General features: G+C 61.2%; 18 protein-coding genes. 5 read left to right on the top strand and 13 right to left on the bottom strand.

Annotation, left to right across the window (positions count from 1 at the left end):
* Window positions 1-13 precede the first annotated feature (13 nt).
* Both ACMGF9_RS00575 and glpD read left to right on the top strand, forming a co-directional pair.
* Entirely contained in the window at window positions 14-772 is a 759-nt protein-coding gene (locus ACMGF9_RS00575) for a DeoR/GlpR family transcriptional regulator (RefSeq protein WP_004930797.1), read from the top strand.
* A 247-nt stretch (window positions 773-1019) separates the two neighbouring features.
* Entirely contained in the window at window positions 1020-2528 is a 1509-nt protein-coding gene (glpD, locus tag ACMGF9_RS00570; protein ID WP_004930801.1) for a glycerol-3-phosphate dehydrogenase, read from the top strand.
* A gap of 59 nt (window positions 2529-2587) precedes the next feature.
* Here the strand turns inward: glpD and glgP are convergent, their stop codons facing one another.
* From glgP to asd, 6 genes are all read right to left on the bottom strand, one after another.
* Window positions 2588-5035: a glycogen phosphorylase gene (gene glgP / locus ACMGF9_RS00565; RefSeq protein ID WP_049240503.1), complete on the bottom strand. Its 2448-nt coding sequence runs from the start codon at window positions 5033-5035 to the stop codon at window positions 2588-2590.
* A 141-nt stretch (window positions 5036-5176) separates the two neighbouring features.
* The gene (glgA, locus tag ACMGF9_RS00560; RefSeq protein WP_004930807.1) at window positions 5177-6607 is read right to left on the bottom strand and encodes a glycogen synthase GlgA; all 1431 of its coding nucleotides are present in this window, start codon (window positions 6605-6607) and stop codon (window positions 5177-5179) included.
* Between the two features lie 135 nt (window positions 6608-6742).
* Window positions 6743-8020: a glucose-1-phosphate adenylyltransferase gene (gene glgC, locus ACMGF9_RS00555; RefSeq protein ID WP_004930810.1), complete on the bottom strand. Its 1278-nt coding sequence runs from the start codon at window positions 8018-8020 to the stop codon at window positions 6743-6745.
* Window positions 8021-8035: 15 nt separating this feature from the next.
* Entirely contained in the window at window positions 8036-10018 is a 1983-nt protein-coding gene (gene glgX, locus ACMGF9_RS00550; RefSeq protein WP_118892660.1) for a glycogen debranching protein GlgX, read from the bottom strand.
* On the bottom strand, window positions 10015-12201 hold the full coding sequence (gene glgB, locus ACMGF9_RS00545) for a 1,4-alpha-glucan branching enzyme (protein WP_075684686.1): 2187 nt from the start codon (window positions 12199-12201) through the stop codon (window positions 10015-10017). Before glgB ends, glgX begins: the two co-directional genes overlap by 4 nt.
* Before the next feature lie 443 nt (window positions 12202-12644).
* Window positions 12645-13748, bottom strand: coding sequence for an aspartate-semialdehyde dehydrogenase (asd, locus tag ACMGF9_RS00540; protein ID WP_004930820.1), 1104 nt, complete (start codon window positions 13746-13748; stop codon window positions 12645-12647).
* A 192-nt stretch (window positions 13749-13940) separates the two neighbouring features.
* On the opposite strand from asd, the gene ACMGF9_RS00535 reads away from it, so the two are divergent.
* Entirely contained in the window at window positions 13941-14534 is a 594-nt protein-coding gene (locus ACMGF9_RS00535) for a YhgN family NAAT transporter (RefSeq protein WP_118892659.1), read from the top strand.
* Between the two features lie 30 nt (window positions 14535-14564).
* Here the strand turns inward: ACMGF9_RS00535 and gntK are convergent, their stop codons facing one another.
* The 4 genes from gntK to ACMGF9_RS00515 form a co-directional block, all read right to left on the bottom strand.
* On the bottom strand, window positions 14565-15092 hold the full coding sequence (gene gntK, locus ACMGF9_RS00530) for a gluconokinase (protein ID WP_015379326.1): 528 nt from the start codon (window positions 15090-15092) through the stop codon (window positions 14565-14567).
* Window positions 15093-15193: 101 nt separating this feature from the next.
* Window positions 15194-16510 carry a gluconate transporter gene (gene gntT, locus ACMGF9_RS00525; protein WP_004930830.1) on the bottom strand — a complete coding sequence of 439 codons (1317 nt, stop codon included), beginning with the start codon at window positions 16508-16510 and terminating at the stop codon, window positions 15194-15196.
* Window positions 16511-16850: 340 nt separating this feature from the next.
* Complete coding sequence (gene gntR, locus ACMGF9_RS00520; protein WP_004930833.1) at window positions 16851-17846, bottom strand: gluconate operon transcriptional repressor GntR; 996 nt, start codon at window positions 17844-17846, stop codon at window positions 16851-16853.
* Window positions 17847-18138: 292 nt separating this feature from the next.
* Complete coding sequence (locus ACMGF9_RS00515; protein ID WP_004930835.1) at window positions 18139-18834, bottom strand: pirin family protein; 696 nt, start codon at window positions 18832-18834, stop codon at window positions 18139-18141.
* A 389-nt stretch (window positions 18835-19223) separates the two neighbouring features.
* Between ACMGF9_RS00515 and ACMGF9_RS00510 the strand changes: the two genes are divergently transcribed.
* Both ACMGF9_RS00510 and ACMGF9_RS00505 read left to right on the top strand, forming a co-directional pair.
* Window positions 19224-19739 (top strand): GNAT family N-acetyltransferase, encoded by a 516-nt coding sequence (locus tag ACMGF9_RS00510; RefSeq protein ID WP_015379327.1) that lies wholly within the window; start codon window positions 19224-19226, stop codon window positions 19737-19739.
* Window positions 19732-20910, top strand: coding sequence for a P1 family peptidase (locus ACMGF9_RS00505; RefSeq protein WP_088381989.1), 1179 nt, complete (start codon window positions 19732-19734; stop codon window positions 20908-20910). Before ACMGF9_RS00510 ends, ACMGF9_RS00505 begins: the two co-directional genes overlap by 8 nt.
* 60 nt (window positions 20911-20970) lie before the next feature.
* On the opposite strand, the gene iolE is transcribed toward ACMGF9_RS00505, so the two are convergent.
* The 3 genes from iolE to ACMGF9_RS00490 are packed head-to-tail and all read right to left on the bottom strand — an operon-like array spanning window position 20971 to window position 23864.
* Window positions 20971-21867, bottom strand: coding sequence for a myo-inosose-2 dehydratase (gene iolE / locus ACMGF9_RS00500; RefSeq protein WP_088381990.1), 897 nt, complete (start codon window positions 21865-21867; stop codon window positions 20971-20973).
* A gap of 59 nt (window positions 21868-21926) precedes the next feature.
* Window positions 21927-22811, bottom strand: a complete 885-nt coding sequence (locus ACMGF9_RS00495; protein ID WP_118892658.1) for a sugar phosphate isomerase/epimerase family protein — start codon at window positions 22809-22811, stop codon at window positions 21927-21929.
* A gap of 39 nt (window positions 22812-22850) precedes the next feature.
* On the bottom strand, window positions 22851-23864 hold the full coding sequence (locus tag ACMGF9_RS00490) for a Gfo/Idh/MocA family protein (protein WP_049186511.1): 1014 nt from the start codon (window positions 23862-23864) through the stop codon (window positions 22851-22853).
* Window positions 23865-23878 lie beyond the last annotated feature (14 nt).

Here is a 23878-nt window from a genome sequence, read left to right as displayed (position 1 = left end):
TTAGGGGATTATCGTGAAGCAAACACAGCGTCATGACGCAATTATCGAGCTGGTGCGCCTGCAGGGTTACGTCAGCACGGAAGAGCTGGTCGAACATTTTGACGTCAGCCCGCAAACGATTCGCCGCGATTTGAATGACCTGGCAGACCAGAACAAGATCCAGCGTCACCACGGCGGCGCGGCGCTGCCTTCCAGCTCGGTCAACGCTGCCTATAACGATCGCAAGGTGATGTGGTCGGAAGAGAAGGCCCGCATCGCGCAGCGCGTCGCCAGCCAGATCCCGGACGGCGCCACGCTGTTCATCGATATCGGCACCACGCCGGAGGCGGTGGCTCATGCGCTGATGAACCACAAGAACCTGCGCGTGGTCACCAACAACCTTAACGTCGCCACCCTGCTGACCGCCAAGGAAGACTTCCGCCTGATCCTGGCCGGCGGCGAAGTGCGCACCCGCGACGGCGGCATCATGGGCGAAGCCACGCTGGACTTCATCTCCCAATTCCGTCTCGATTACGGCATTCTCGGCATCAGCGGCATCGATATGGACGGCTCGCTGCTCGAATTCGACTATCACGAAGTGCGCACCAAACGCGCGATTATCGAAAATTCCCGCTGCGTGATGCTGGTGACCGACCATTCCAAATTCGGCCGCAACGCCATGGTCAACCTGGGCAACATGAACCTGATCGACTACCTGTTTACCGACCAACTGCCGCCGCCGAGCGTGATGAAAATCATCGAACAGTACGACGTGCAGCTGGAGTTGTGCTGATCCGGCCTTAACCTGCGGGGCGCGCCGCCGCCCCGTTTCATCCCTTCAGACTCCCCTCACCGACAGCCGTTTGCGCGCCCGCGCCATATCCATACTATTTATGTGACTATCATCACCAAACTGTTACCTCTATCACGCCTAAATGTTTTTGTTTGGTTAACTCTTGGCTTGCTTGTTGGTTTTTGATTACAATCATGAGCGAAAACGAACATGAAAGAGCTATTTCGAACATCTGGAGGAAGATGACGTGGAAACCAAAGACTTGATCGTTATCGGTGGCGGCATCAACGGTGCCGGCATCGCGGCGGATGCTGCCGGGCGCGGGCTGTCGGTACTGCTACTGGAAGCGCAAGACTTGGCCTGTGCTACGTCTTCCGCCAGTTCCAAACTGATCCACGGTGGCCTGCGCTACCTGGAACACTACGAATTCCGTCTGGTAAGCGAAGCGCTGGCCGAGCGTGAAGTGCTGCTGAAGCTGGCGCCGCACATCGCGTTCCCGATGCGTTTCCGCCTGCCGCACCAGCCGCACCTGCGTCCGGCCTGGATGATCCGCATCGGCCTGTTCCTGTACGATCACCTGGGCAAACGCACCAGCCTGCCGGGCAGCAAGGGTTTGCGCTTTGGACCAGAGTCGGTGCTGAAGCCTGAACTGAAGCGCGGTTTCGAATATTCCGACTGCTGGGTCGACGATGCTCGCCTGGTGGTGCTGAACGCGCAGGAAGTGGAAAAACGCGGCGGCGAAGTGCGCACCCGCACCAAAGTGACCCGCGCATGGCGTGAAAACGGCCTGTGGATGGTGGAAGCGGTCGATATCGACAGCGGCAAAACCTTCACCTGGCGCGCCAAAGGCCTGGTGAACGCCACCGGCCCGTGGGTGAAAAACTTCTTCGACGACGGCCTGAAGCTGAAATCGCCTTACGGCATCCGCCTGATCAAAGGCAGCCACATCGTGGTGCCGCGCGTGCACGATCAGCCGCAGTCTTACATTCTGCAGAACGAAGACCACCGCATCGTGTTCGTGATCCCGTGGAATGACGAGTTCTCCATCATCGGCACCACCGACGTGGAGTACAAAGGCGATCCGAAAGACGTGAAGATCGACGAGAACGAAATCGCTTATCTGCTGAAAGTGTACAACGATCACTTCAAGAAGCAGCTGGGCCGCGACGACATCGTCTGGACTTACTCCGGCGTGCGTCCGCTGTGCGACGACGAATCCGATTCACCGCAGGCGATCACCCGCGATTACACGCTGGACGTGCACGACGAGCAAGGCAAGGCGCCGCTGCTGTCGGTGTTCGGCGGCAAGCTGACCACCTACCGCAAGCTGGCCGAACATGCGATGGAAAAACTGGCCCACTACTACCCAGGCTGCGGCCCGGCGTGGACCAAAAACGCCACGCTGCCGGGCGGTGACATCGACGGCGATCGCGACGGCTACGCGGCCAAACTGCGCCGAGCGCACGGCTGGCTGCCGGAAGCCCTGGCGCGCCGCTATGCCCGCACCTACGGCAGCCAGAGCGAGCTGATCCTGGCCGGCGCCAACGGCCTCGCCGATCTGGGCGAAGATTTCGGCCACGGTCTGTATGAAGCCGAGCTGCGCTACCTGACCGAGAAAGAGTGGGTCGTGGAGCTGGACGACGCCATCTGGCGCCGCACCAAGCTGGGCATGTGGCTGGACGAAGCGCAGCAGGCGCGAGTGAAAGCCTGGCTGGCGGAACACGCGAAAACGAAAGCGCTGTCTCTGGCTTCCTGAGCTGCAGCGTAACGAAAAAGGGCCGGTTATCCGGCCCTTTGCTTTTTTCCTCTCTCGCTTTACAGTTTCACCGGCTTAATGTGCCAAATTTCATCCGCGTATTCCTGAATGGTGCGATCGGATGAGAAGTAGCCCATATTGGCGATATTCAGCACCGCGCGCCGCGTCCACTCGTCCTGATTGAGATAGACCTCGTCCACCTTGTCCTGCGTGTCCACATAGCTGCGGTAATCCGCCAACAGCTGATAGTGATCGCCGAGGTTGACCAGCGAGTCGAACAAATTGCCATAGCGTTTCGGCTCTTCCGGGCTGAACACCCCGGTGGCGATCTGCGTCAGCGCCTGATGCAGCTCCGGATCCTGCTCATAGTACTGGCGCGGGTTGTAACCGTTGCGGCGCAGTTCCTCAACCTGCTCGGCGGTATTGCCGAAAATAAAGATATTCTCCTCCCCCACGTGCTCACGCATCTCGACGTTGGCGCCGTCCAGCGTGCCGATGGTCAGCGCGCCGTTCAGCGCGAACTTCATGTTGCTGGTGCCCGAGGCCTCGGTGCCCGCCAGCGAGATCTGTTCCGACAGATCCGCCGCCGGGATAATGATCTGCGCCAGGCTGACGCCGTAGTTCGGAATGAACACCACCTTCAGTTGGGTATGCACGCGCGGATCGTTGTTGATCACTTTGGCCACATCGTTGATCAGGCGGATGATCTGCTTGGCGGCATAGTAGGCTGAGGCCGCCTTGCCGGCGAAGATCACCACCCGCGGCACGCGCTCAATGTCCGGGTCAGCCAGCAAACGGTTATACAGCGTGATGACGTGCAGCACGTTGAGCAGCTGCCGTTTGTACTCGTGGATGCGCTTGATTTGCACATCGAACAACGCATCCGGGTTGACCACCACGTTGAGCGTTTTGGCGATGTACAGCGCCAGCCGCTCCTTGTTCTGCCGTTTGGCGCGCTGCACCGCCTGCAGGAAGCTCGGGTAATCGACGTTGGTTTTGATCTCGCTCAGTTGGCTGAGATCGGTGCGCCAGGTTTGACCGATGCAGTCGTCCAGCACCGCCGCCAGCGGCGGATTGGCCAGCGCCAGCCAACGGCGCGGCGTCACCCCGTTGGTTTTGTTGCAGAAACGGGTCGGGAATAGCCGGGCGAAGTCGGCGAACAGCGACTGCACCATCAGTTCGGAATGCAGGGCGGAAACGCCGTTGACCTTGTGGCTGGCCACCACCGCCAGCCAAGCCATGCGCACCCGGCGGCCGTTGGTTTCGTCGATGATCGAGACCCGCGCCAGCAGATCGTTGTCGTCCGGCGCCACTTCCTGCACCATCTTGAGGAAGTGATCGTTGATTTCGAAAATCAGCTGCAGATGGCGTGGCAAGATGCGGCCAATCATATCCAGCGGCCAGGTCTCCAGCGCCTCGCTCATCAGCGTGTGGTTGGTGTAAGAGAACACCTGCTCCACCACTTCCCAGGCGTCGAGCCACTTGAACTTGTGCTCGTCGATCAGCCGGTGCATCAGCTCCGGAATCGACAATACCGGGTGGGTGTCGTTGAGGTGAATGGCGATCTTGTCCGCCAGGTTGTCGAAGGTTTTGTGCATCAGCCAATGGCGGTTGAGGATATCCTGCACCGTGGCCGACACCAGGAAATACTCCTGCCGCAGCCGCAGCTCGCGCCCGGACGAGGTCGAATCGTCCGGATAGAGCACGCGCGACACGTTCTCCGAGTGATTTTTGTCTTCCACCGCCGCGAAGTAATCGCCCTGGTTGAACTTGCCGAGGTTGATCTCATTACTGGCCTGTGCGCCCCACAACCGCAGCGTGTTGGTGGCGTCGGTGTCAAAACCGGGGATCACCTGATCGTAGGCGATGGCCACGACCTCTTCAGTCTCCAGCCAGCGGGCCTTGGCCCCCTCCTGCTGCACGCGGCCGCCGAAGCGCACCTTGTAGCGGGTGTTATGGCGCGGAAACTCCCACGGATTGCCGTACTCCAGCCAGTAGTCCGGCGATTCCATCTGTTGGCCGTTGACGATGTTCTGCTTGAACATGCCGTACTCATAGCGAATGCCGTAGCCGCGCCCCGGCAGCGCCAGCGTCGCCAACGAGTCGAGGAAACAGGCCGCCAGCCGGCCCAGGCCGCCGTTACCGAGCCCGGGGTCGTTTTCTTCCTCCAGCAGCTCCGCCAGGTTCAGCCCCATCTCGTTCAGCGCGTTGTCGATATCCTGATAGATGCCCATCGACAGCAGCGCGTTTGACAGGGTGCGGCCGATCAGAAACTCCATCGACAGGTAATACACCTGCCGCACGTCTTGAGACAGCTGGGCGCGGTTGGAACGCAGCCAGCGCTCCACCATGCGATCGCGTACCGCGAACAGCACGGCGTTCAGCCAATCGTGCCGGTTGGCGATGGCCGGATCCTTGCCGACGATAAACATCAGCTTATAGGCGATGGAGTGTTTCAGCGCTTCCACACTGACCGTAGGTGAGGTGTAACTAAACGGTGAAGTCATGGCTTTTTAATCCCTTGTAGGGAGCCCCGCCATTCGCCGCGGAATAGCGGGCTCCGCTGAACATGGACGCGGCACGCCGCGCCCCGACAATCTACCCTTACGGCTGCCCGCCGCGCGTCAACTCGCGACGCGAAACGCGGGCTACAAGCGTTGATAAAGCGACAGATACTCTTTCGCCGCCACCGGCCAGCCGAAGTCCACGCTCATGGCGTGACGCTGAACGTGGCGCCAATGTTTCGGCCGGCTCCACAGCACCATGGCGCGGCGGATGGCGTTGCCCAGCGCGACGGCGTCGCAATCGTCGAACACGAATCCGCTGGCGGTGCCGTCGGCCAGGTTCTCCAGCGCGCAGTCCACGACCGTGTCCGCCAGTCCGCCGGTGCGGCGCACCAGCGGCAGCGTGCCGTATTTCAGGCCGTAGAGCTGGGTCAGGCCGCAGGGCTCGAAGCGGCTCGGCACCAGAATGACGTCGGCGCCGCCGATGATGCGGTGGGAGAAGGATTCGTGATAACCGATCTGCACGCCGACCTGTTCAGGGTAGTCGGCGGCGGCGGCCAGAAACGCCTGTTGCAGCACCGCATCGCCGGCGCCCAGCAGCGCCAGCTGCCCGCCCTGCGCCAGCAGTTCAGGCAACGCCTGCAGCACCAGATCGAGGCCTTTCTGGCTGGTCAATCGGCTCACTACCGCGAACACCGGCAGTGATTCGTCCACCTTCAGCCCCATGGCCTTTTGCAGATGCAGCTTGTTTTTGACCTTGCTTTTCAGATCGTCGGCGTCATAGCGGGCGCTCAGCCGCGGGTCGTGGGCCGGATCCCAAATCTTGTCGTCCACCCCGTTGAGGATGCCGCTCAGCCTGCCCTGCCGCTGCCGCTCCTGCAGCAGCCCCTCCATGCCGTAGCCGAACTCCGGCCGGGTGATCTCACGCGCATAGGTCGGGCTGACGGCGGTCACGTGGTCGGCATAAAACAGCCCGGCCTTGAGGAACGACATCTGGCCGTAGAACTCCAGGCCATAGACGTTGTAGAACGACGCCGGCAGCCACAGCTCGGTCACGTGATGGGCGGAGAACAGCCCTTGATAGGCCAGGTTATGCACCGTGAACACCGAACGCGCCGGGTGGCCGTTGGCGGCCAGATAGGCGCAGCTAAGACCGGCGTGCCAGTCGTGAGCATGCACCAGCTGCGGGCGCCAGTAGCGATCCAGCCCCTTGGCCAGCTCGCAGGCCATCCAGCCCAGCAGCGCAAAGCGGCGGTGGTTGTCGGGGTAGGCATACATGGACTGATCGTGGTACGGGCTGCCCGGCCGGTCATACAGCCAGGGCGCATCGATGAGATAGATGCCCACACCATGGTAGGTGCCGTAACGCAGGCCAACCCGGCCGGCGAACGAGTCGATTTCCGCCACCAGCACGGTGTCGGGTATGCCGTTGCGTACGTCAGGAAAAGCGGGCAATAGCACCCGAACATCGGCGCCTTCGGCGATTTGCGCCGCCGGCAGCGCGCCAACCACGTCTGCGAGTCCGCCCGTTTTCAGCAGGGGGAACATTTCAGAACATACGTGTAAGACCTGCATTATCACTCCTGAAAGTCGGCCGAAGGCCTCTGGATAAGAAATAAAGCAGGCTTGCCGCTGTTATGTGTGCCGCGTTGCGCAAGCCATCGAACCGTTCATCGGGCGGCAGGCTATCTTTCTGCCCCCCACGTTAACTCACAATTTTGACAACATTTCGCGCGTCACCAGCACGATGCCGCCTTCCGAGCGATAGAAACGCTTGCTGTCCTCATCGGCGTTTTCCCCGATCACCATGCCCTCCGGAATGTGGCAGGCGCGGTCGATGATGCAGCGCCGCAGGCGGCAGGAACGGCCGACGTTCACGTCCGGCAACAATACGGTAGAGTCGATGGTGCAGAACGAGTTCACTCGCACGCGCGGGAACAGCACCGAATGCACCACCACCGATCCGGACACGATGCAACCGCCGGACACCAGCGAGTTCATGGTCATGCCGTGGCTGCCGGAGCGATCCTGCACAAACTTGGCCGGCGGCAGCGGCTCCATGTGGGTGCGGATCGGCCAGGCGCGGTCGTACATGTCCAGCTCCGGCGTCACCGACGCCAGATCGAGATTGGCGCGCCAATAGGCGTCCAGCGTGCCCACGTCGCGCCAGTACGGCGGCAGATCGGGGTTGGACGTCACGCAGGACAAGGTAAACGGATGCGCCCACGCCGCCTGCTGCGCGGTGATTTTCGGGATCAGATCCTTGCCGAAATCGTGGCTGGAGCCGGGGGTCGACATATCCTCTTCCAGCAGTTGGAACAGATAGGCGGCATTAAAAATATAGATGCCCATGCTGGCCAGCGACATATCCGGATTGCCCGGCATCGCCGGCGGATCGGCGGGCTTTTCCAGAAACTCGATGATACGGTCGCTTTCATCCACCTTCATCACGCCGAATTCGCCGGCTTCGCTGCGCGGCACCGGCAGGCAGGCCACGGTGCACTGAGCGCCTTTCTCGACGTGATCGATCAGCATGCGTGAGTAATCCATCTTGTAGATGTGATCGCCCGCCAGGATCACCACGTATTCGGCCTCGTAGCGGCGGATGATATCCAGGTTCTGGTACACCGCGTCGGCGGTGCCCTTGTACCAATGCTCGGTGCTGAGGCGCTGCTGGGCCGGCAGCAGATCGACGAACTCGTTCATCTCCTCGTTGAGGAACGACCAGCCGCGCTGAATGTGCTGCACCAGCGTGTGCGACTGGTATTGGGTGATCACGCCGATGCGGCGGATGCCGGAGTTCAGGCAGTTCGACAAGGCGAAATCGATGATGCGGAATTTGCCGCCAAAGTGGACGGCGGGCTTGGCGCGGGTGGAGGTCAAATCTTTCAAACGTGAGCCGCGGCCGCCGGCCAGGATCAGCGCTACGGATTTAATCGGCAACTGGCGCGCCAACATCAGGGGGTCTTTATTTTCAAACCTAACCATAGCGGACTCCTTTTATTATTTCCGTACCAGAACGCAAAGCGAGCGCGCGGCCTGGTGCCAGGCGGGCAATACCGCCCGTGAGTCTTCCTGAGTGAACGGGGCGACAACCTGCCAATCGCCTTCCGGCAATCTCATCTCCGTCGTTTGCGGCGTGGCGTTGACCAGCAACAGCCAGCGCTGCGACAGCAGGATCTGCATGAGCAGCTCGCCCCGCTCCCACTGCTGCGCGTCGAGCGGCTGGCCTTGCGCGTTCAGCCACTGCACGCTGCCGTCGTCCTGCTGCCACCAGCGGTCCTGCTGCAGCGCGGGGATCTGGCGGCGCAGCGCGATCAGCGACGCGACGTAATCGGTCAGCGCGTCATCCGCCGTGGCCCAATCGAGCCAGGTGGTGGCGTTGTCCTGACAATAGGCATTGTTGTTCCCCTGCTGGCTGTGTCCCTGTTCATCGCCGGCCAGCAGCATCGGCGTGCCCTGGGACAGCAATAGCGTGGCGAGCATCGCCCGCTGGCTGGCCCTGCGGCGTTGCACAATGGCGTCGTCGGCGACCAGGCCTTCCACGCCGTGGTTGTTGCTGAAATTGCGATCGCTGCCGTCGCGGTTGCCCTCACCGTTCGGCTGATTGTGTTTCTCGTTGAAGCTGACCACGTCTTGCAGGGTAAAGCCGTCATGGGCGGTCAGCATGTTGACGGTGGCGTAAGGCGCCCGCCCGCGCTGGTTGTACAGATCGCTGGAAGCGGCAAAACGCCGGGCGAACTGGCCGAGCGACACGCCGCTCTGCAGCCAAAAACGGCGCATGTCGTCGCGGTAATGATCGTTCCATTCGGCGAAGCGGCCGGGAAATGCCCCCACCTGATAGCCGCCGGGGCCAATGTCCCAGGGTTCGGCGATCAGCTTGCAGCGCGACAGCAGATCGTCCGCCAGCATCGCCTGGAACAGCGGCGCATCGCGATCGAACCCCGGCGTGCGGCCCAGCACGCTGCCCAGATCGAAGCGGAAGCCGTCGACGTGGCACTCCCGCACCCAAAAATGCAGGCAATCCATCACCCAGGCTACGCCCTGCGGCTGATCGAGCCGCAGCGTGTTGCCGCAGCCGGTGTCGTTGACATAGTCCCCTTCGGGCGTCAGCCAGTAGTAACTCAGATTATCGATGCCGCTCAGCGACAGCATCGGCCCATCCCTGTCCAGCTCGGCGCTGTGGTTAAACACCACGTCGAGGATCACCTCAATGCCGGCTTGGTGCAGCGCCTTGACCGCATCGCGAAATTCGTTGAGCGGCGTGGCATCGGTGCTCAGGCTGGCGTAGCGGTTGTCCGGCGCATAGGGCGCCAGCACGTTATAGCCCCAGTAGTTGATCAGCCCCAGCCGCTGCAGGCGCGGTTCGGAGGTATGTTGCTGCACCGGCAGCAATTCCAGCGCGGTGATGCCGAGGCGTTTGAAGTGGGCGATCATCGCCGGGTGCCCCAGCGCGGCGAAACTGCCGCGCAGCGCCGGCGGGATCTGCGGGTGCAGCAGCGTCAGGCCGCGCACGTGCGCTTCGTAAATCACCGTCTGTCCCCAGGGCGTGGCGGGCGGGCGATCGTCCTGCCAGTCATACTGTTCGTCCACCACCACGCACTTCGGCATCAGCTCGGCGCTGTCGTGCGGGTCCGGCTGCTCGTAACCGCCGTGCAGGTGCGGGTGGTCCGCCACCGGCCCTTCCACCGCGCGCGCGGCCGGATCGAGCGCCAGCTTGTTGGGGTTGAAGCGCTGCCCGTTCGCCGGATCAAACGGGCCGTAGACCCGGTAGCCGTAACGTTGCCCCGGCCTGCCGCCCGGCAAGTAGCCATGCCAGATATCGCCGCTGCGCGCCGGCAGCGGCAGGCGCACTTCGCGCTGTTGGCCGTCGAACAGGCACAGCTCCACCCGCTCGGCATGCGCCGAATACAGGGTAAAATTGATGCCTTCGCCGTCGTAATGCGCGCCCAGCGGCGCGGCGAGGCCAGCCGTCAGCTCGGTCATGGCGCCTCCCGCAGCAGATAAATGGTCGACAATGGCGGCAACGTCACGCTGATAGAGAAATCGCGGCCATGGCTGCCGACCATTTCGGAAGAGACCCGCCCCTGATTGCCGGCGTTGCTGCCGTGATAGTGGTGCGAATCGGTATTGAGGATCTCGCGATAGTCACCGGCGCGGGAAATGCCGATGCGGTAGCGATAGCGCGGCACCGGGGTAAAGTTGCTGATGGCGATCAGCTCATTGCCCTGCGAGTCGTAGCGCGCAAAGGCGAACACCGAGTTGTCGTGATCGTCGACCACCAGCCACTCGAAGCCATCCGGGAAGTAGTCGCGCTCGTACAGCGGCGCCTGCTGCCGGTAGCAGTGGTTCAGATCGCGCACCAGCCGCTGCACGCCGTTATGCCAGTTATCCAGCCCTTCCAATAAATGCCAGTCGAGGCTGGTATCGAAATTCCACTCGCGCCCCTGCGCAAATTCGCAGCCCATAAACAGCAGCTTTTTGCCCGGATGCGCCCACATAAAGCCGTAATAGGCGCGCAGGTTGGCGAACTTTTGCCAGGCATCGCCCGGCATACGGTCTAGGATCGATTTTTTGCCGTGCACCACTTCATCGTGCGAGATAGGCAATACAAAGTTCTCGGTATAGGCGTACAGCATACCGAAGGTCATCTGGTTGTGGTGATACTTGCGGTGCACCGGATCGCACTTCATATAATTGAGCGTGTCGTGCATCCAGCCGAGGTTCCATTTGTAATGGAACCCCAGGCCGTTGGCGTCCGGCGGCAGGGTGACGCCGGGATAGTCGGTGGACTCCTCCGCCAGCGTCACCGCGCCCGGCTGCGCCTGGCCGATAGTCTGGTTGGTATAACGCAGGAAGGCGATGGCCTCCAGATTCTCGTTGCCGCCGTAGTAATTCGGCACCCACTCGCCGTCGGCGCGGCTGTAATCGCGATAGATCATCGACGCCACCGCATCGACCCGCAGCGCGTCGATGCCGAAACGCTCCAGCCAATACAGCGCGTTGCCCGCCAGGTAGTTGCGCACCTCGTGACGACCGTAGTTGTAGATCAGCGTATTCCAGTCCTGATGGTAGCCCTCGCGCGGATCGGCGTACTCGTACAGCGCAGTGCCGTCGAAATTCGCCAGGCCGTAGGCGTCGCTCGGGAAGTGCCCCGGCACCCAGTCGAGGATCACGTTGATGCCCGCCTCATGCGCCGCCGCCACAAACGCCCTGAAGTCAGCCGGCGTGCCGAAGCGCCGGGTCGGCGCATACAGCCCCAGCGGCTGATAGCCCCAGCTGCCGTCGAACGGGTGCTCGTTGATCGGCAGCAGCTCGATATGGGTGAATCCCATGTCCTTCACATAATCGATCAGCTGCACCGCCAGCTCGCCGTAGCTGAGCCAGAAGTGGTTGTCAGTGTGGCGGCGCCATGAGCCGAGATGCACCTCGTAGATGGCGATCGGCTGGTCAAAATCGTTGGCGCGGCGGCGCGCCGGCGTCGACGGCACCACCTCCGGCAGCGGCGCCACCAGCGAGGCGGTATCCGGGCGCATCTGCGCCTCGAAGGCGTAAGGATCGGCTTTCAACTGAGTATTGCCGTAGCAATCGACGATTTCATATTTGTACAGCTGGCCGGCCTGCACGCCGGGCAAGAACAGCTCCCAGATGCCGTTTTCACGCCGCAGACGCATCGGGTGGCGGCGGCCGTCCCAGAAGTTGAATTCCCCCACCACCGAAACACGCTGGGCGTTGGGCGCCCAGACCGCAAAGCTGACGCCGTCGATGCCATCCAGCGTGACGAGGTGGGCGCCCAGCCGTTCATAGGGGCGCAAATGCGTACCCTCAGCCAATAGCCAACTGTCGATATCCTGCAGCAGCGGGCCGAACCGATAAGGATCGTCGACGATCTGTTGATGATCGCGCCAGCTGACCTGCAGCTGATAGCGGAAAGGATTTTTGCGCCGCGGCACCACCGCGCTGAAGAAACCGCGCGGATCGTCGCAGTTCAGCTGCACCAGCCGCCGGCCGGTTTGCTGTTCCACCAGCCAGACTGCGCCGGCGTCCGGCAGCAGCGCGCGCACCTGCAGACCGTTATCGGTCGCATGCATGCCAAGCAGAGCGAAGGGATCGGCGTAATGGCCGGCGATGATCTGATCAATCACGTCACGATCGGGAAGTACAGGCATAGTCTTCTTCCTTAGATTAACAGCATGATCTAAGCACGGCTTGTTGATTATTCCTTGGCCGTTTTGGTCATCATGCAATGCATTCGGACTCTAAAGCGTGATTGCGGTCGGTTATTGACCAATCTTTACTCTGCCGACCTGAATTTCGCTCTTTATGCTTATTTTTTGAAATATTTCAGTCATGGTGAAAAATTGTCCACCCATGCATTAAGCATAGCCAATGTCTGTTAAAAACTGCTCAGCATTGCTCAGGAAAATTCTTCATTAAGAAAACTGCCAGCCTGGCGGCGTTTGCATGCGGCGGCTGACGAGGAGATAGGCGGGATCCCGCCCATTGAAACGAGGCTGGCGATGACGCTGCCCGACGCGGTGCGCGGCGAACAAAAAAGCGGAAAATAAGGCATTAGGGGGCTGAAAGCAGCCAGCCCCCTGGAAGTGCGGGTTTACAGCAGGATGCGCAGCATGCGGCGCAGCGGCTCGGCCGCGCCCCACAGCAGTTGGTCGCCTACGGTGAACGCCGACAGGTACTCCGGCCCCATATTCAGCTTGCGCAGACGGCCGACCGGCGTATTCAGCGTACCGGTCACCGCCGCCGGCGTCAGTTCGCGCATGGTCAGTTCGCGGTCGTTCGGGATCACGCGCACCCAGTCGTTGTGCGTCGCCAGCATCTGCTCGATTTCCGGCAGCGACACGTCTTTTTTCAGCTTCAGCGTGAACGCCTGGCTGTGGCAGCGCAGCGCGCCGACGCGCACGCACAGACCGTCGACCGGGATCACGCTGGCGGTGTTCAGGATCTTGTTGGTTTCCGCCTGGCCTTTCCACTCTTCGCGGCTCTGGCCGTTGTCGAGCTGCTTGTCGATCCACGGGATCAGGCTGCCGGCCAGCGGCACGCCGAAGTTATCGGTCGGCAGTTTGCCGCTGCGGGTGGCCTCGGTCACCTTGCGTTCGATATCCAGAATGGCGGAGGCCGGGTTCTGCAGCTCTTTCGCCACGTCGGCGTGCAGCATGCCCATTTGGGTCAGCAGTTCGCGCATGTGGCGCGCGCCGCCGCCGGAGGCCGCCTGGTAGGTGGCGACCGACGCCCACTCCACCAGATCGTTGGCGAACAGGCCGCCGAGCGACATCAGCATCAGGCTGACGGTGCAGTTGCCGCCGACGAAGGTTTTGATGCCTTTGTCCAGGCCCTGCTGAATCACCGCGTGGTTGACCGGATCCAGGATGATGATGGCGTCGTCCTGCATGCGCAGCGACGAGGCCGCGTCGATCCAGTAACCCTGCCAACCGCTGGCGCGCAGCTTAGGATAGACTTCGTTGGTATAATCGCCGCCCTGACAGGTAATAATGATATCGAGCGCGCTCAGCGCGTCGATGTCATACGCATCCTGCAGCGTGCCCTGCTGGCCGCCAAAGGCCGGCGCGGCGGAACCGTGCTGCGAGGTGGAGAAAAAGACCGGGCGAATGGCGTCGAAATCGCGCTCTTCCGTCATGCGTTGCATGAGAACCGAGCCGACCATTCCGCGCCAACCGATGAAACCAACGTTTTTCATAATATCTGTGTCCCGCCCGGATAAGGGCTTATTAGGTGATAACGAGTTGTGTGCAATATCTCCTCACCTTACAAAATGTCGGCGCGGGCGCAAAGTGAATTTATTCGATGGCTGGGGATTTCTCAGCAATCCTTCTTATAGGCAAGGACGCGGCCGTAAAGGCCGAGGCGTTTTCCCGATCACGAGGTCACCATGACAGAGATGATTTCCGCTACGATATTGCTGTTTTTAATTATGGATCCGCTGGGCAACCTGCCGATTTTCATGTCGGTGCTCAAGCATCTGGAGCCGCGCCGCCGCCGGGTGGTGCTGATCCGCGAACTGCTGATCGCCCTGCTGCTGATGCTGATCTTTCTGTTCGCCGGCGAGAAAATTCTGGCGTTCCTCAACCTGCGCACCGAAACCGTCTCCATTTCCGGCGGCATCATCCTGTTTCTGATCGCCATCAAGATGATTTTCCCCACGCAGGAGGGGAACAGCTCCGGGCTGTCCGCCGGCGAGGAGCCATTCCTGGTGCCGCTGGCGATCCCGCTGGTGGCCGGGCCATCAATTCTGGCGGCGCTGATGCTGCTGTCGCACCAATACCCGCATCAGCTGCCGCATTTGGTGGCGGCGCTGCTGATCGCCTGGGGCCTCTCTGCGGCCATTTTGCTGATGTCGAACCTGTTCCTGCGCCTGCTGGGCAGCAAAGGCGTCAGCGCGCTGGAGCGGTTGATGGGGCTGATTCTGGTGATGCTGTCGACCCAGATGTTCCTGGACGGCGTGCGGGCTTACATGAAGCTGTAGGCGCCTGGCGGCGCCGACAACGGTCCGCGCTCAGCGGGCGGTAACGCGGCGAATATAGGCGAGCGTATCGGCAACCACGCCGTCCAACGGCTGGTTGATGTCGATCGCTTGCACATCCGGCTCCTGCTCGCCCGGCTCTTCCAGCGTGGCGAACTGGGAAATCAACATCTGCGGCTTGAAGAAATGGCCCTTGCGTTGCTTCAGACGCTCCTCGATCACTGACTGGTCGCCTTTCAGATACAGGAAATGCAGGTTGAGATTGCCGTCGCGCAGGCGATCGCGATAGCTTTTCTTCAGCGCCGAGCACACCAGCAGCGACACGTCGTTGGTGCGCTGCATGGCGAAGATGGCGTCGTTCAGGGCCGCCAGCCACGGCGCGCGATCGTTGTCGTCCAACGCATGCCCGGAGGACATTTTGATGATGTTGGCGCGCGGGTGCAGGTAATCGCCGTCCAGCATGGCGGCGTTGGCCTGGTGAGCGACAGCGCTGGCCACGGCGGATTTGCCGCTGCCGGAAACGCCCATCAAAACAAATACGTGATTCTGCGGATTGCTCATTGTGTCATGCCCTTATGGGAACTGGCGCGAGCGCGCCAAATGCGTCCCGACTGATAAAGATACTTTGGAACGCCGACGCCCCGCAGGGCGCCGGATAAAGATTATACGACCGTCGCCAGCAGCAGACAGCCCACCAGGCCGCACACCGAGATAATGGTTTCCAGCACCGACCAGGATTTGATGGTTTCCATGATGCTCAGGTTGAAGTACTCCTTGAACAGCCAGAAGCCCGGATCGTTGACGTGCGAGAAGATGACGCTGCCGGAACCGACCGCAATCACCATCAGCTCAGGGCTGACGCCGGTGGTGGCGATCAGCGGTGCCACAATGCCACCCGCGGTGATCGCCGCCACGGTGGCGGAACCCAGCGCCAGACGCAGCGCAGCGGCGATCGACCAGGCCATCAGGATCGGCGAAACGTTGCTGCCTTCCATCAGGCCGGCGATGTACTTCTCAACGCCGCTGTCCACCAGCACCTGCTTGAAGGCGCCGCCGCCGCCAATGATCAACAGCATCATGGCGATGATTTTAATCGAGTCGGTGATGGTGCCCATCACTTCATCCATGGTACGGCCACGGTTCAGGCCGAAGGTGAAGATGGCGATCAGCACGGCGATCAGGGTGGCCATCACCGGGTCGCCGAAGAACTCGGCGAAGCGCAGCAGGCTGTGGCCCTTCGGCAGCACCATTTCAGCGACCGCGCGCAGCGCCATCAGGATCACCGGCACCAGCGACGTGGCGACGCTGACGCCAAAGCTTGGCATCTCCGCGTCGGTAAAGGTTTTCGGGTTGTACAGGCCTTCCGGCACCGGCTTGTCGATGCCTTTCAGGAAGCGGGCATAGACCGGGCCGGCCAGGATCACCGTCGGGATCGCCAGCAGCGTGCCGTACAGCAGGGTTTTACCCATGTCGGCATGGAAGATGGTGGCGATGGCGGTCGGGCCTGGGTGCGGCGGCAGGAAGCCGTGGGTCACCGACAGCGCGGCGGCCATCGGCACGCCGACGTACAGCAGCGGGATACGCGCGGAGGCGGCGATGGTGAACACCAGCGGCAGCAACAGCACGAAGCCCACTTCGTAGAACAGCGCGAAGCCGACGGTGAAGCCGGTCAGCACCACCGCCCATTGAATGTGTTTTCTGCCGAACTTGTCGATCAGCGTGGTGGCGATGCGCTGTGCGCCACCGCAGTCCGCCAGCAGTTTGCCGAGCATGGCGCCGAAGCCCATGATCAGCGCCAGGCTGCCCAACGTGCCGCCCACGCCGGCCTTGATGGAGCCGATGACCTTATCGACCGGCATACCCTGCGCGATCCCGACCGCCAAAGCAACCAGAACCAGAGAGATAAAGCCGTTCAGCTTGAAGCGGATCATCAGCAGCAGCAGCAGCGCTACGCCGCCTGCAACAATCACTAATGGCATAGTTTTTCTCCAACCTTTTATCGCGACTCTCTTTACAATAGGCGTAAAGCGTGCGGTTGTTTTATTTTTAGGCTCTTTCCCGGTGTTTAAGAAGAGCTGTAGGTGTTGTTGAGTCAGAGGTTCAGTCTTGCAGCAAGATGACCGCGCACTCGTTGTTACCGGTATCATGATACCGGTAACAACATGAGCGCCGGAACCGGGTAACCGGCTAAAATTCGCGTTCTGGGACAGAGATCAAACTTATGCCGGCAACGAGCGGCGGGCTTACAGGCGGGGTAACCAGCGCGCCTCAGGGCGCGCTGTAAAAAGAAAGAGTGTTAAAACAGAACGTTAAAATGGCTCAGATGCTGCCGCCGGGGATCACGGTGAAACCGACGTCCACCATGCGCGGGCACACCGTTTCGCCGCGCAGCCGGGCCAGCAAGCGCTCGGCGCCGATCTGGCCCATGCGTTCGCGCGGCGTCAGCACGCTGGCCAGCTTCGGCACCATCACCTGGCCGATGTCATGGCCGTGGAAACCGGCGATCGCCATGTCCTGCGGGATCGACAGCCCTTGCCGCTGGCATTCGAAGGCCGCGCCGATCGCCAGGTCATCGTTGGTGCAGAAGATACTGTCGATCTGCGGGTAGTCACGCTGCGCCTGGCGCAACAGCTCGCCGCCGGCGGAATAAGAGGAAGAACGCGCGGTCATGATGCTGTACGGCTCCAGGCCGGATTCACGCATCGCCTGCTCATACCCCTGCTGCTTGATGATGGTACGCTCATCCTGACGAGCGCCGAAATAGACCACGTGACGGTGGCCGTGCGCGATGATCTGCTGGGTCATCTGGCGCGCCGCCTCGAAGTTGTTGAAGCCCACCGCCAGATCGATGCACGGTGAGACGCAGTCCATCAGCTCCACCACCGGAATGCCCGCCACCTCGATCATTTTCAGGGTGCGCGGCGTGTGATGGCGCTCAGACAGGATCAGGCCGTCGATATTGTAAGACAGCAGCGAGGTCAGACGCTCTTCTTCACGCTCCGGCAGGTAGCCATAGTGCGCCAGCATGGTTTGGTAGTTGTGCGCGTCGGTTACGCTTTCGATGCCGCGCAGCACTTCGGCGAACACCTGGTTGGTCAGCGACGGCAACAGCACGCCAATCGCCCGGCTGGTGGCGTTGGAGAGGATATCCGGCGCGCGGTTGGGGATGTAGCCCAGCTCATCCAGCGCGACGGCGATTTTTTGCTGCAGGGCGGCGGAAACCTGGTCGGGATTGCGCAGATAACGGCTCACCGTCATCTTGGTCACGCCCACCTTGTCCGCCACATCCTGGAGTACCGGCCGTTTTTTCTTCATTATCAATGAACTGACTAACCGTGAATGGGCAGTCATTTTAGCAAAAAAAACGGCGGGCCGATATTGTCGGTTATGCGACAGCCAACGCAAAAAGGGCTCACACAGTGAGCCCTTCATACGCTGACAAAGGGGGAAAAAGCGTGGTTTTTCCCCCTTTGTGATGATTAGCCGAAAATCAATAAATTGATTTTCCTTGTTTTTATATGCTGGCGGCGTCAAGTCAGGCAACATCGTCAGACGTGTCATTAACCTCAAGGGCTCACACCGTGAGCCCTTGAAATTTACCGCTTAATCACACCGGCGGCAGATCGAACAGCAGGATTTCGCTCTCTTCGTCGGCCTGGATCGTCAGCGCCGATTCATCCCACACCGCGAACGCGTCGCTGATGCCGGCGGTCTGGCCGTTGACCGAGACCTTGCCGCGCACCACCTGGATCCAAACGCGACGGCCGGCGGCAATCGGGCATTCCCCCTGCTCGCCCTTATTCAGCGCCCAACGCGACAGCGTCATATCCTGGAACACCTTCAGCGAGCCGTCACGCGCATCCGGCGACAGCACCAGCTGACGGCCCTGCGGCGCGTCGAACATGCGCTGCTCGTAGCGCGGCTCCAGCCCGACCTGATCCGGGATGATCCAAATCTGGTACAGGTGCAACGGACGATCCTGATTAGCGTTGTACTCAGAGTGACGCACCCCGGTGCCCGCACTCATGATCTGGAATTCACCGGCCTGGATCTGCTCCTTGTTGCCCATGCTGTCCTGATGTTCCACCGTACCGCTCAGCACGTAGGTCAGGATTTCCATGTCTTTATGCGGGTGAGTACCGAAACCCTGCCCTGCGTCGATCACATCTTCGTTGATCACTCGCAGCGCCGAGAACCCCATAAAGTTCGGATCGTAGTAATCGGCAAATGAGAAGGTGTGCCAGCTATCCAGCCAGCCATGATTGGCGTGGCCGCGGTCTTCCGCTTTACGTACATAAATCATTTTCAACTCTCCTCAATGTTTTTTTACAGTCTAGTCCTGCCAGCAGAATAAGAAAGCGTAAAAAACTCATGCCTCTGTTCAAAAATTTCGATGGAATGAAACAGCGGATGGGCAGCGGATTTGTTGAAAGCGGAACCGGCTGAAAAAGGGCAAAAAAAAAGCCAGCACCCGAGCTGGCTAAGTAAACACTGGAAGCAATGTGAGCAATGTCGTGCCTTCGCAGCGAGAGTATCAAGGATTGATGCCCTCCCCGGAACGCATCGCAATAATAATCATTATCATTCGCACCTGTAAAGCGTTTTTTTTGACCCGTTGAAATAATATTGACTCAAGGCAGTAAACGGATAAATTCAGAGGTTATTCAACCGGTAAGCAAAAGGAGCAGCGAGATGAGCGAGATCGTGATACGCCACGTGGAAACATCGGATGCTCAGGCTCTGCATCATCTTTATTCTCAGACGCCCGTCTACCGCGATACGCTGCAGCTCCCGCTACCGTCCGTCGAGTCCTGGCAGAAACGCCTCGCCAACCCCGAACCGGGCACGCATAACCTGGCGGCCTTCGTTGACGGGCAGCTTGTCGGTCAGTTAGCCGTGATGCTGAATCAGCGCGTTCGCCGCCGCCACGTGGCCACCTTCGGCATCGGCGTCGATCCGCGCTACCACGGTAAAGGCGTCGGCAGCCGCCTGATGCAGGCGATGATCGACCTGTGCGACAACTGGGCGGCCATCGAGCGCATCGAACTGACGGTGTTCACCGACAACCCGGCGGCCATCGCGCTGTATCGCAAGTTCGGTTTTGAGATTGAAGGCACCAGCCGCGCTTTCGCCATTCGCGACGGCGTGCTGGTCGATGCCTACCATATGGCGCGTTTTCGCTCCGGGCAGCCGCGCGGCGATGCGTGATCTCATCCCCCCGCAGGGGCCGCTGCGCCGGCCCCTGAATATCAACCGCCGAACCTTTTTACACGCGCTGGCCGGCCTGACCGCCGCCGGCATGTTCTCCCCCTTCACCCCATTAGGTGCCGCTATGCCAACTTCCGCCGCCGGTCGCCCTGGCGCCCGCAACCTGATTACCGATGTGCCCGGCCTGAAGGTCGGCGTGGCGCAGGACAGCCGGGTGCGCACCGGCGCGACGGTGATCCTGCCGGACAGCCCGGCGATTGCCGCCGTGGACGTGCGCGGCGGCGGCCCCGCCACCCGGGAAACCGACGCGCTGGGTGAAGACAATTTGGTACAGACCGTCGATGCGTTGACGTTCAGCGGCGGTTCGGTATACGGCCTGGCGGCGGCGGACGGCGTCGCGGCCTGGCTCGGGCTACAAGGCAGAGGCTATGCGCTGCGGCCGGCTCCCGGCGTGCCGGTCTCACCTATCGTGCCCACCGCCTGCCTGTACGATCTGGCCAACGGCGGCGATAAAAACTGGCAGCTCACGCCGCCGTATCGCCAGCTGGGCATCGACGCGGTCGGCAAGGCTGGATTGGACTTTCCACTGGGCACCGTCGGCGCCGGCTACGGCGCCATGACCGGCATGGGCAAGCTGAAAGGCGGGCTCGGTTCGGCATCGATCGTTGCCGCCAGCGGCGCTACCGTCGGCGCACTGGTGGCGGTCAACAGCCTGGGAGCGGTGGTGGCGCCCGGCACCCGCGCCTTCTGGGCGACGCCCTATGAAATTGACGGTGAATTCGGCAACGGCGGCGCGGCGGCGCTGGCGCAACTGCGCGCGCAGGGCGAAGACTGGATGGTGCAAGAGCCGCAAGGCGGCAGAAAGAACACCACCCTGGCCTGCATCGCCACCGATCTGGCGCTGACGCGTGTGGAGTTGAAACGGGTGGCCATCATGGCGCAAGACGGCATGGCGCGCGCTATTCGCCCGCTGCACAGCCCGTTTGACGGCGACGTGGTGTTCGCCCTGTCCACCGGGCAGCGCGAGGTACAGGGCAGCCGCGAACTGGCGGTGCTGCAGATCGGCGCGCTGGCGGCGGACACCCTCGCTCGGGCGATCGCCCGGGGCGTATACGCCGCCACGCCGTGGCCGGGCAGCCAGGTCACAACCTGGCAAACGCTCGGCGGCTAACGCGCCGCCATCAAAAAAGGGAGCCGGTGGCGCCCCTCGATCTTTATTGCCCCCCACCGCCTAAATACCGGCAGTTTCCCGAATATAACGGCGCGCCTTCACCGCATACTCGAACGGGTTGGCCAGCGCCGGATCCTGCTCGGCCTCCACCACCATCCACCCTTTGTAACCGCGCTCGTCCAGCAGCCTGAACACCGGCCTGAAGTCGATCACGCCATCACCCGGCACGGTGAAGGTGCCCTTCTTCACGCCGTCGAGGAAGCTCAGCTTGTTGGCCTTCACTTCCGCCACCACCTCATCGCGCACGTCCTTCAGGTGGACATGGTTGATGCGCGGCAGATACTTCTCCAGGATCGCCATCATCGCCTGTTGGCTGCCTTCCGAATAGTAGGCGTGGCCGGTATCGAACAGCAGGTAAACGTCGTCGTTGACCATGCTCATGTAGCGATCGATTTCGGCCGTGGTCTGAATGCCGGTGCCCATGTGGTGGTGCAGGCACACCTGCATGCCTTTATCGGCGGCGATCTTCGCCAACTCGTTGTAACCGTCGGCCACGCGCTGCCACTCTTCATCGCTGAAGTACGGCTTCTCTTCGAACACGCCTTTGGTGGTGCCCTGAATGCTCTTGCTCTGCTCTGAGCAGCCAATCACCCTGGCGCCCATGGCATGCAGGAAATTCATGTGGTTGATAAATTCATCAATGGTTTTGTCTTTCTGGCCGTCGGCGAAAAAGGTGCTGAACCAGGCGTTGCAGATCTGGATGCCGCGAATATCCAGCATCGGTTTCAGCACCGCCGGATCGCGCGGGTATTTGCTGCCCACTTCGCTGCCGGTGAAACCGGCCAGCGCCATTTCACTGACGCATTGCTGGAAGGTGTTCTCCTTGCCCAGATCGGGCATGTCGTCGTTGGTCCAGCCGATCGGCGCAATGGCCAATTTCACGTTGTCTTTATTCATGGTTTGCCTCGGTCCTTGAAAGGCCGCCGGTACAAACGCCGCCGGCGAGCCGAATCAGATTATTTGCCCAACAGCTCTCTTTCGATGCGTTCTCTGGTCGCCACCGCCTGGCTCGGCATCTTTTCCGGGTAACCGAACAGCGAGGTGCAGATGATCGATTCGCCGCCGACCTTGAAGCTGCGGTTGGCAAATTCCATGTCGCGCAGCGTCTGGAACAGGGCGTCGAAATTCACCTCGCCTTCGCCGATGCCGATGTGCTGGTGCACCGCGGCGTCAACGCCCGGCGGGTTGACGATATAGCGGCAGTGCTTGGTGTGGTTCATGGTGTCGGCGATCAGCACGTGGGACAGATCGTCCCCGGCGTACTGCAGCATCCCGGCTACGTCACCCTGCCCCTTGTCGTAGTAGAAGGTGTGCGGCACGCTGTAGAGATATTTGACGTGGTCGCTGCGCAGCGACTTCACCAGATCGGCGGTTTCGTTGCTCAGCTCGCAGAAGTCCCACGGGTGCGACTGGATCTCCATACGAATACCCTCGCGCTCAACGATCGGCAGCAGCTCCTCCATCGAGCGATACCACAGCTCCTCGCAGATCTCCGGTTCGTTGGGGTTGCCGGCCAGCTCGGTGTTGATCACCTGCACGCCCATTTCCACCGCGATTTCGATCATCCGTCGCCAGTTTTTGACCGCCGCCTGGCGGCGATCTTCCCCCGGACCGGACCAGCGATATACCACGATAAATGAGGAGATCTCCACGCCGGTCGCTTTTAGGGCGTTTTTATACTCCGCCATGATTTCGCGGCTGGCCTTCGGATGTTTGTAAAACGGGTTGATCTGCGGGTGCGGCGACTGCTCGATGTATTTGTAGCCCCAGTCCGCCACCTGCTGAACCATTTTGGTGACGCCCAAATCCCGGATAACGTCGACATCAAAAGCGATCTTCATGGTCACTCCTCTGCAATCGTGGTTACGCGCTGCGAGCGGTTATTTACCGTAAAACGCCGGGCGCGCCGGCAGGGTCACCGGCACGATCTCGCCGCTGAGCTGGGCCGCCACGCAGGCGTCGGCGGTTACCGCGGCGGCGTAGCCGTCCCAGGCGGAAGGCCCGGTCAACTTGCCCGCGGCTACGTCGTTGATGAAGCCCTGCAGCTCGACGTCATAGGCATCGATAAAGCGATCCTTCCAGTCGGTCAGGATTTCGGTCGACAGGCGGGCGCCGCTGCGCATCTGCACCGAGGACGGTTCCGGCAGTTTGGCGATGCCGGTTTCCCCCACCACTTCGCACTGAATGTCGTAGCCGTACTGGCAGTTGACGAAGATTTCGACGTCGATGCGCGTCCCTTTGGCGGTTTCAAACAGCACAATTTGCGGATCTTTCAGGTGCGGGAACGCCTTCGGGCTCTTGCGTGGGAACACCACCTGCACCGACACATAGTCGTCGTCGAGCAGCCAGCGCAGCACGTCGATTTCGTGGATCAGGGTGTCGGTGATCGCCATATCGGTGGTGTAGGCCTCGCCGACCGTCGGGTTGCGGTGCGCGCAGTGCAGCATCAGCGGCTCGCCGATCTGGCCGCTGGTCAGTACCTGTTTCAGCGCGCGATAGCCCTGATCATAGGGGCGCATGAAGCCGACCTGCACCAGCCGTTTGCCGTGCTTCGCTTCGGCGTCGACAATGTTTTTGCAACCCTGCGCGGTCACCGCCAGCGGCTTCTCGCAGAATACCGGTTTGCCGGCGGCGATGGCCGCCAGCACGAACTCTTCATGACTCGGCCCCCAGGAGGTGACCAGCACCGCCTGCACGTCGGAGGCTTTGATCAGATCGTGGCCGTTGTCATACACCCGCGCATCCAGCTGCAGATCGCTCACCACCTTGGCGGCGTTGTCGCGGTTGATGTCGTTGACCGCCACCACGCGGGCGCCCTGCAACACTTTGCTGCAGCGACGGATATGATCGCGGCCGATGGCGCCGGTGCCGATAACCCCAATGTTCAATGTCATTTTCGCTACCCTCG

Source organism: Serratia sp. BNK-23, assembly GCF_047456145.1.
Taxonomy (GTDB): domain Bacteria; phylum Pseudomonadota; class Gammaproteobacteria; order Enterobacterales; family Enterobacteriaceae; genus Serratia; species Serratia nematodiphila.
The sequence above is the reverse complement of the archived record's forward strand: the minus strand, read 5'-3'. Positions and strand labels throughout refer to the sequence as shown.

Excerpts from the sequence above, each read along its gene's own strand:
- gntT (WP_004930830.1), bottom strand. The coding sequence starts at position 16,510 with ATGCCATTAGTGATTGTTGCAGGCGGCGTAGCGCTGCTGCTGCTGCTG.
- ACMGF9_RS00495 (WP_118892658.1), bottom strand. The coding sequence starts at position 22,811 with ATGAAGATCGCTTTTGATGTCGACGTTATCCGGGATTTGGGCGTCACC.
- ACMGF9_RS00510 (WP_015379327.1), top strand. The coding sequence starts at position 19,224 with ATGAGCGAGATCGTGATACGCCACGTGGAAACATCGGATGCTCAGGCT.
- gntK (WP_015379326.1), bottom strand. The coding sequence starts at position 15,092 with ATGAGCAATCCGCAGAATCACGTATTTGTTTTGATGGGCGTTTCCGGC.
- asd (WP_004930820.1), bottom strand. The coding sequence starts at position 13,748 with ATGAAAAACGTTGGTTTCATCGGTTGGCGCGGAATGGTCGGCTCGGTT.
- gntR (WP_004930833.1), bottom strand. The coding sequence starts at position 17,846 with ATGAAGAAAAAACGGCCGGTACTCCAGGATGTGGCGGACAAGGTGGGC.
- ACMGF9_RS00535 (WP_118892659.1), top strand. The coding sequence starts at position 13,941 with ATGACAGAGATGATTTCCGCTACGATATTGCTGTTTTTAATTATGGAT.
- ACMGF9_RS00515 (WP_004930835.1), bottom strand. The coding sequence starts at position 18,834 with ATGATTTATGTACGTAAAGCGGAAGACCGCGGCCACGCCAATCATGGC.
- glgC (WP_004930810.1), bottom strand. The coding sequence starts at position 8,020 with ATGGTTAGGTTTGAAAATAAAGACCCCCTGATGTTGGCGCGCCAGTTG.
- iolE (WP_088381990.1), bottom strand. The coding sequence starts at position 21,867 with ATGAATAAAGACAACGTGAAATTGGCCATTGCGCCGATCGGCTGGACC.
- glgB (WP_075684686.1), bottom strand. The coding sequence starts at position 12,201 with ATGCCTGTACTTCCCGATCGTGACGTGATTGATCAGATCATCGCCGGC.
- glgX (WP_118892660.1), bottom strand. The coding sequence starts at position 10,018 with ATGACCGAGCTGACGGCTGGCCTCGCCGCGCCGCTGGGCGCGCATTAC.
- glgP (WP_049240503.1), bottom strand. The coding sequence starts at position 5,035 with ATGACTTCACCGTTTAGTTACACCTCACCTACGGTCAGTGTGGAAGCG.
- glgA (WP_004930807.1), bottom strand. The coding sequence starts at position 6,607 with ATGCAGGTCTTACACGTATGTTCTGAAATGTTCCCCCTGCTGAAAACG.
- ACMGF9_RS00505 (WP_088381989.1), top strand. The coding sequence starts at position 19,732 with ATGCGTGATCTCATCCCCCCGCAGGGGCCGCTGCGCCGGCCCCTGAAT.
- ACMGF9_RS00490 (WP_049186511.1), bottom strand. The coding sequence starts at position 23,864 with ATGACATTGAACATTGGGGTTATCGGCACCGGCGCCATCGGCCGCGAT.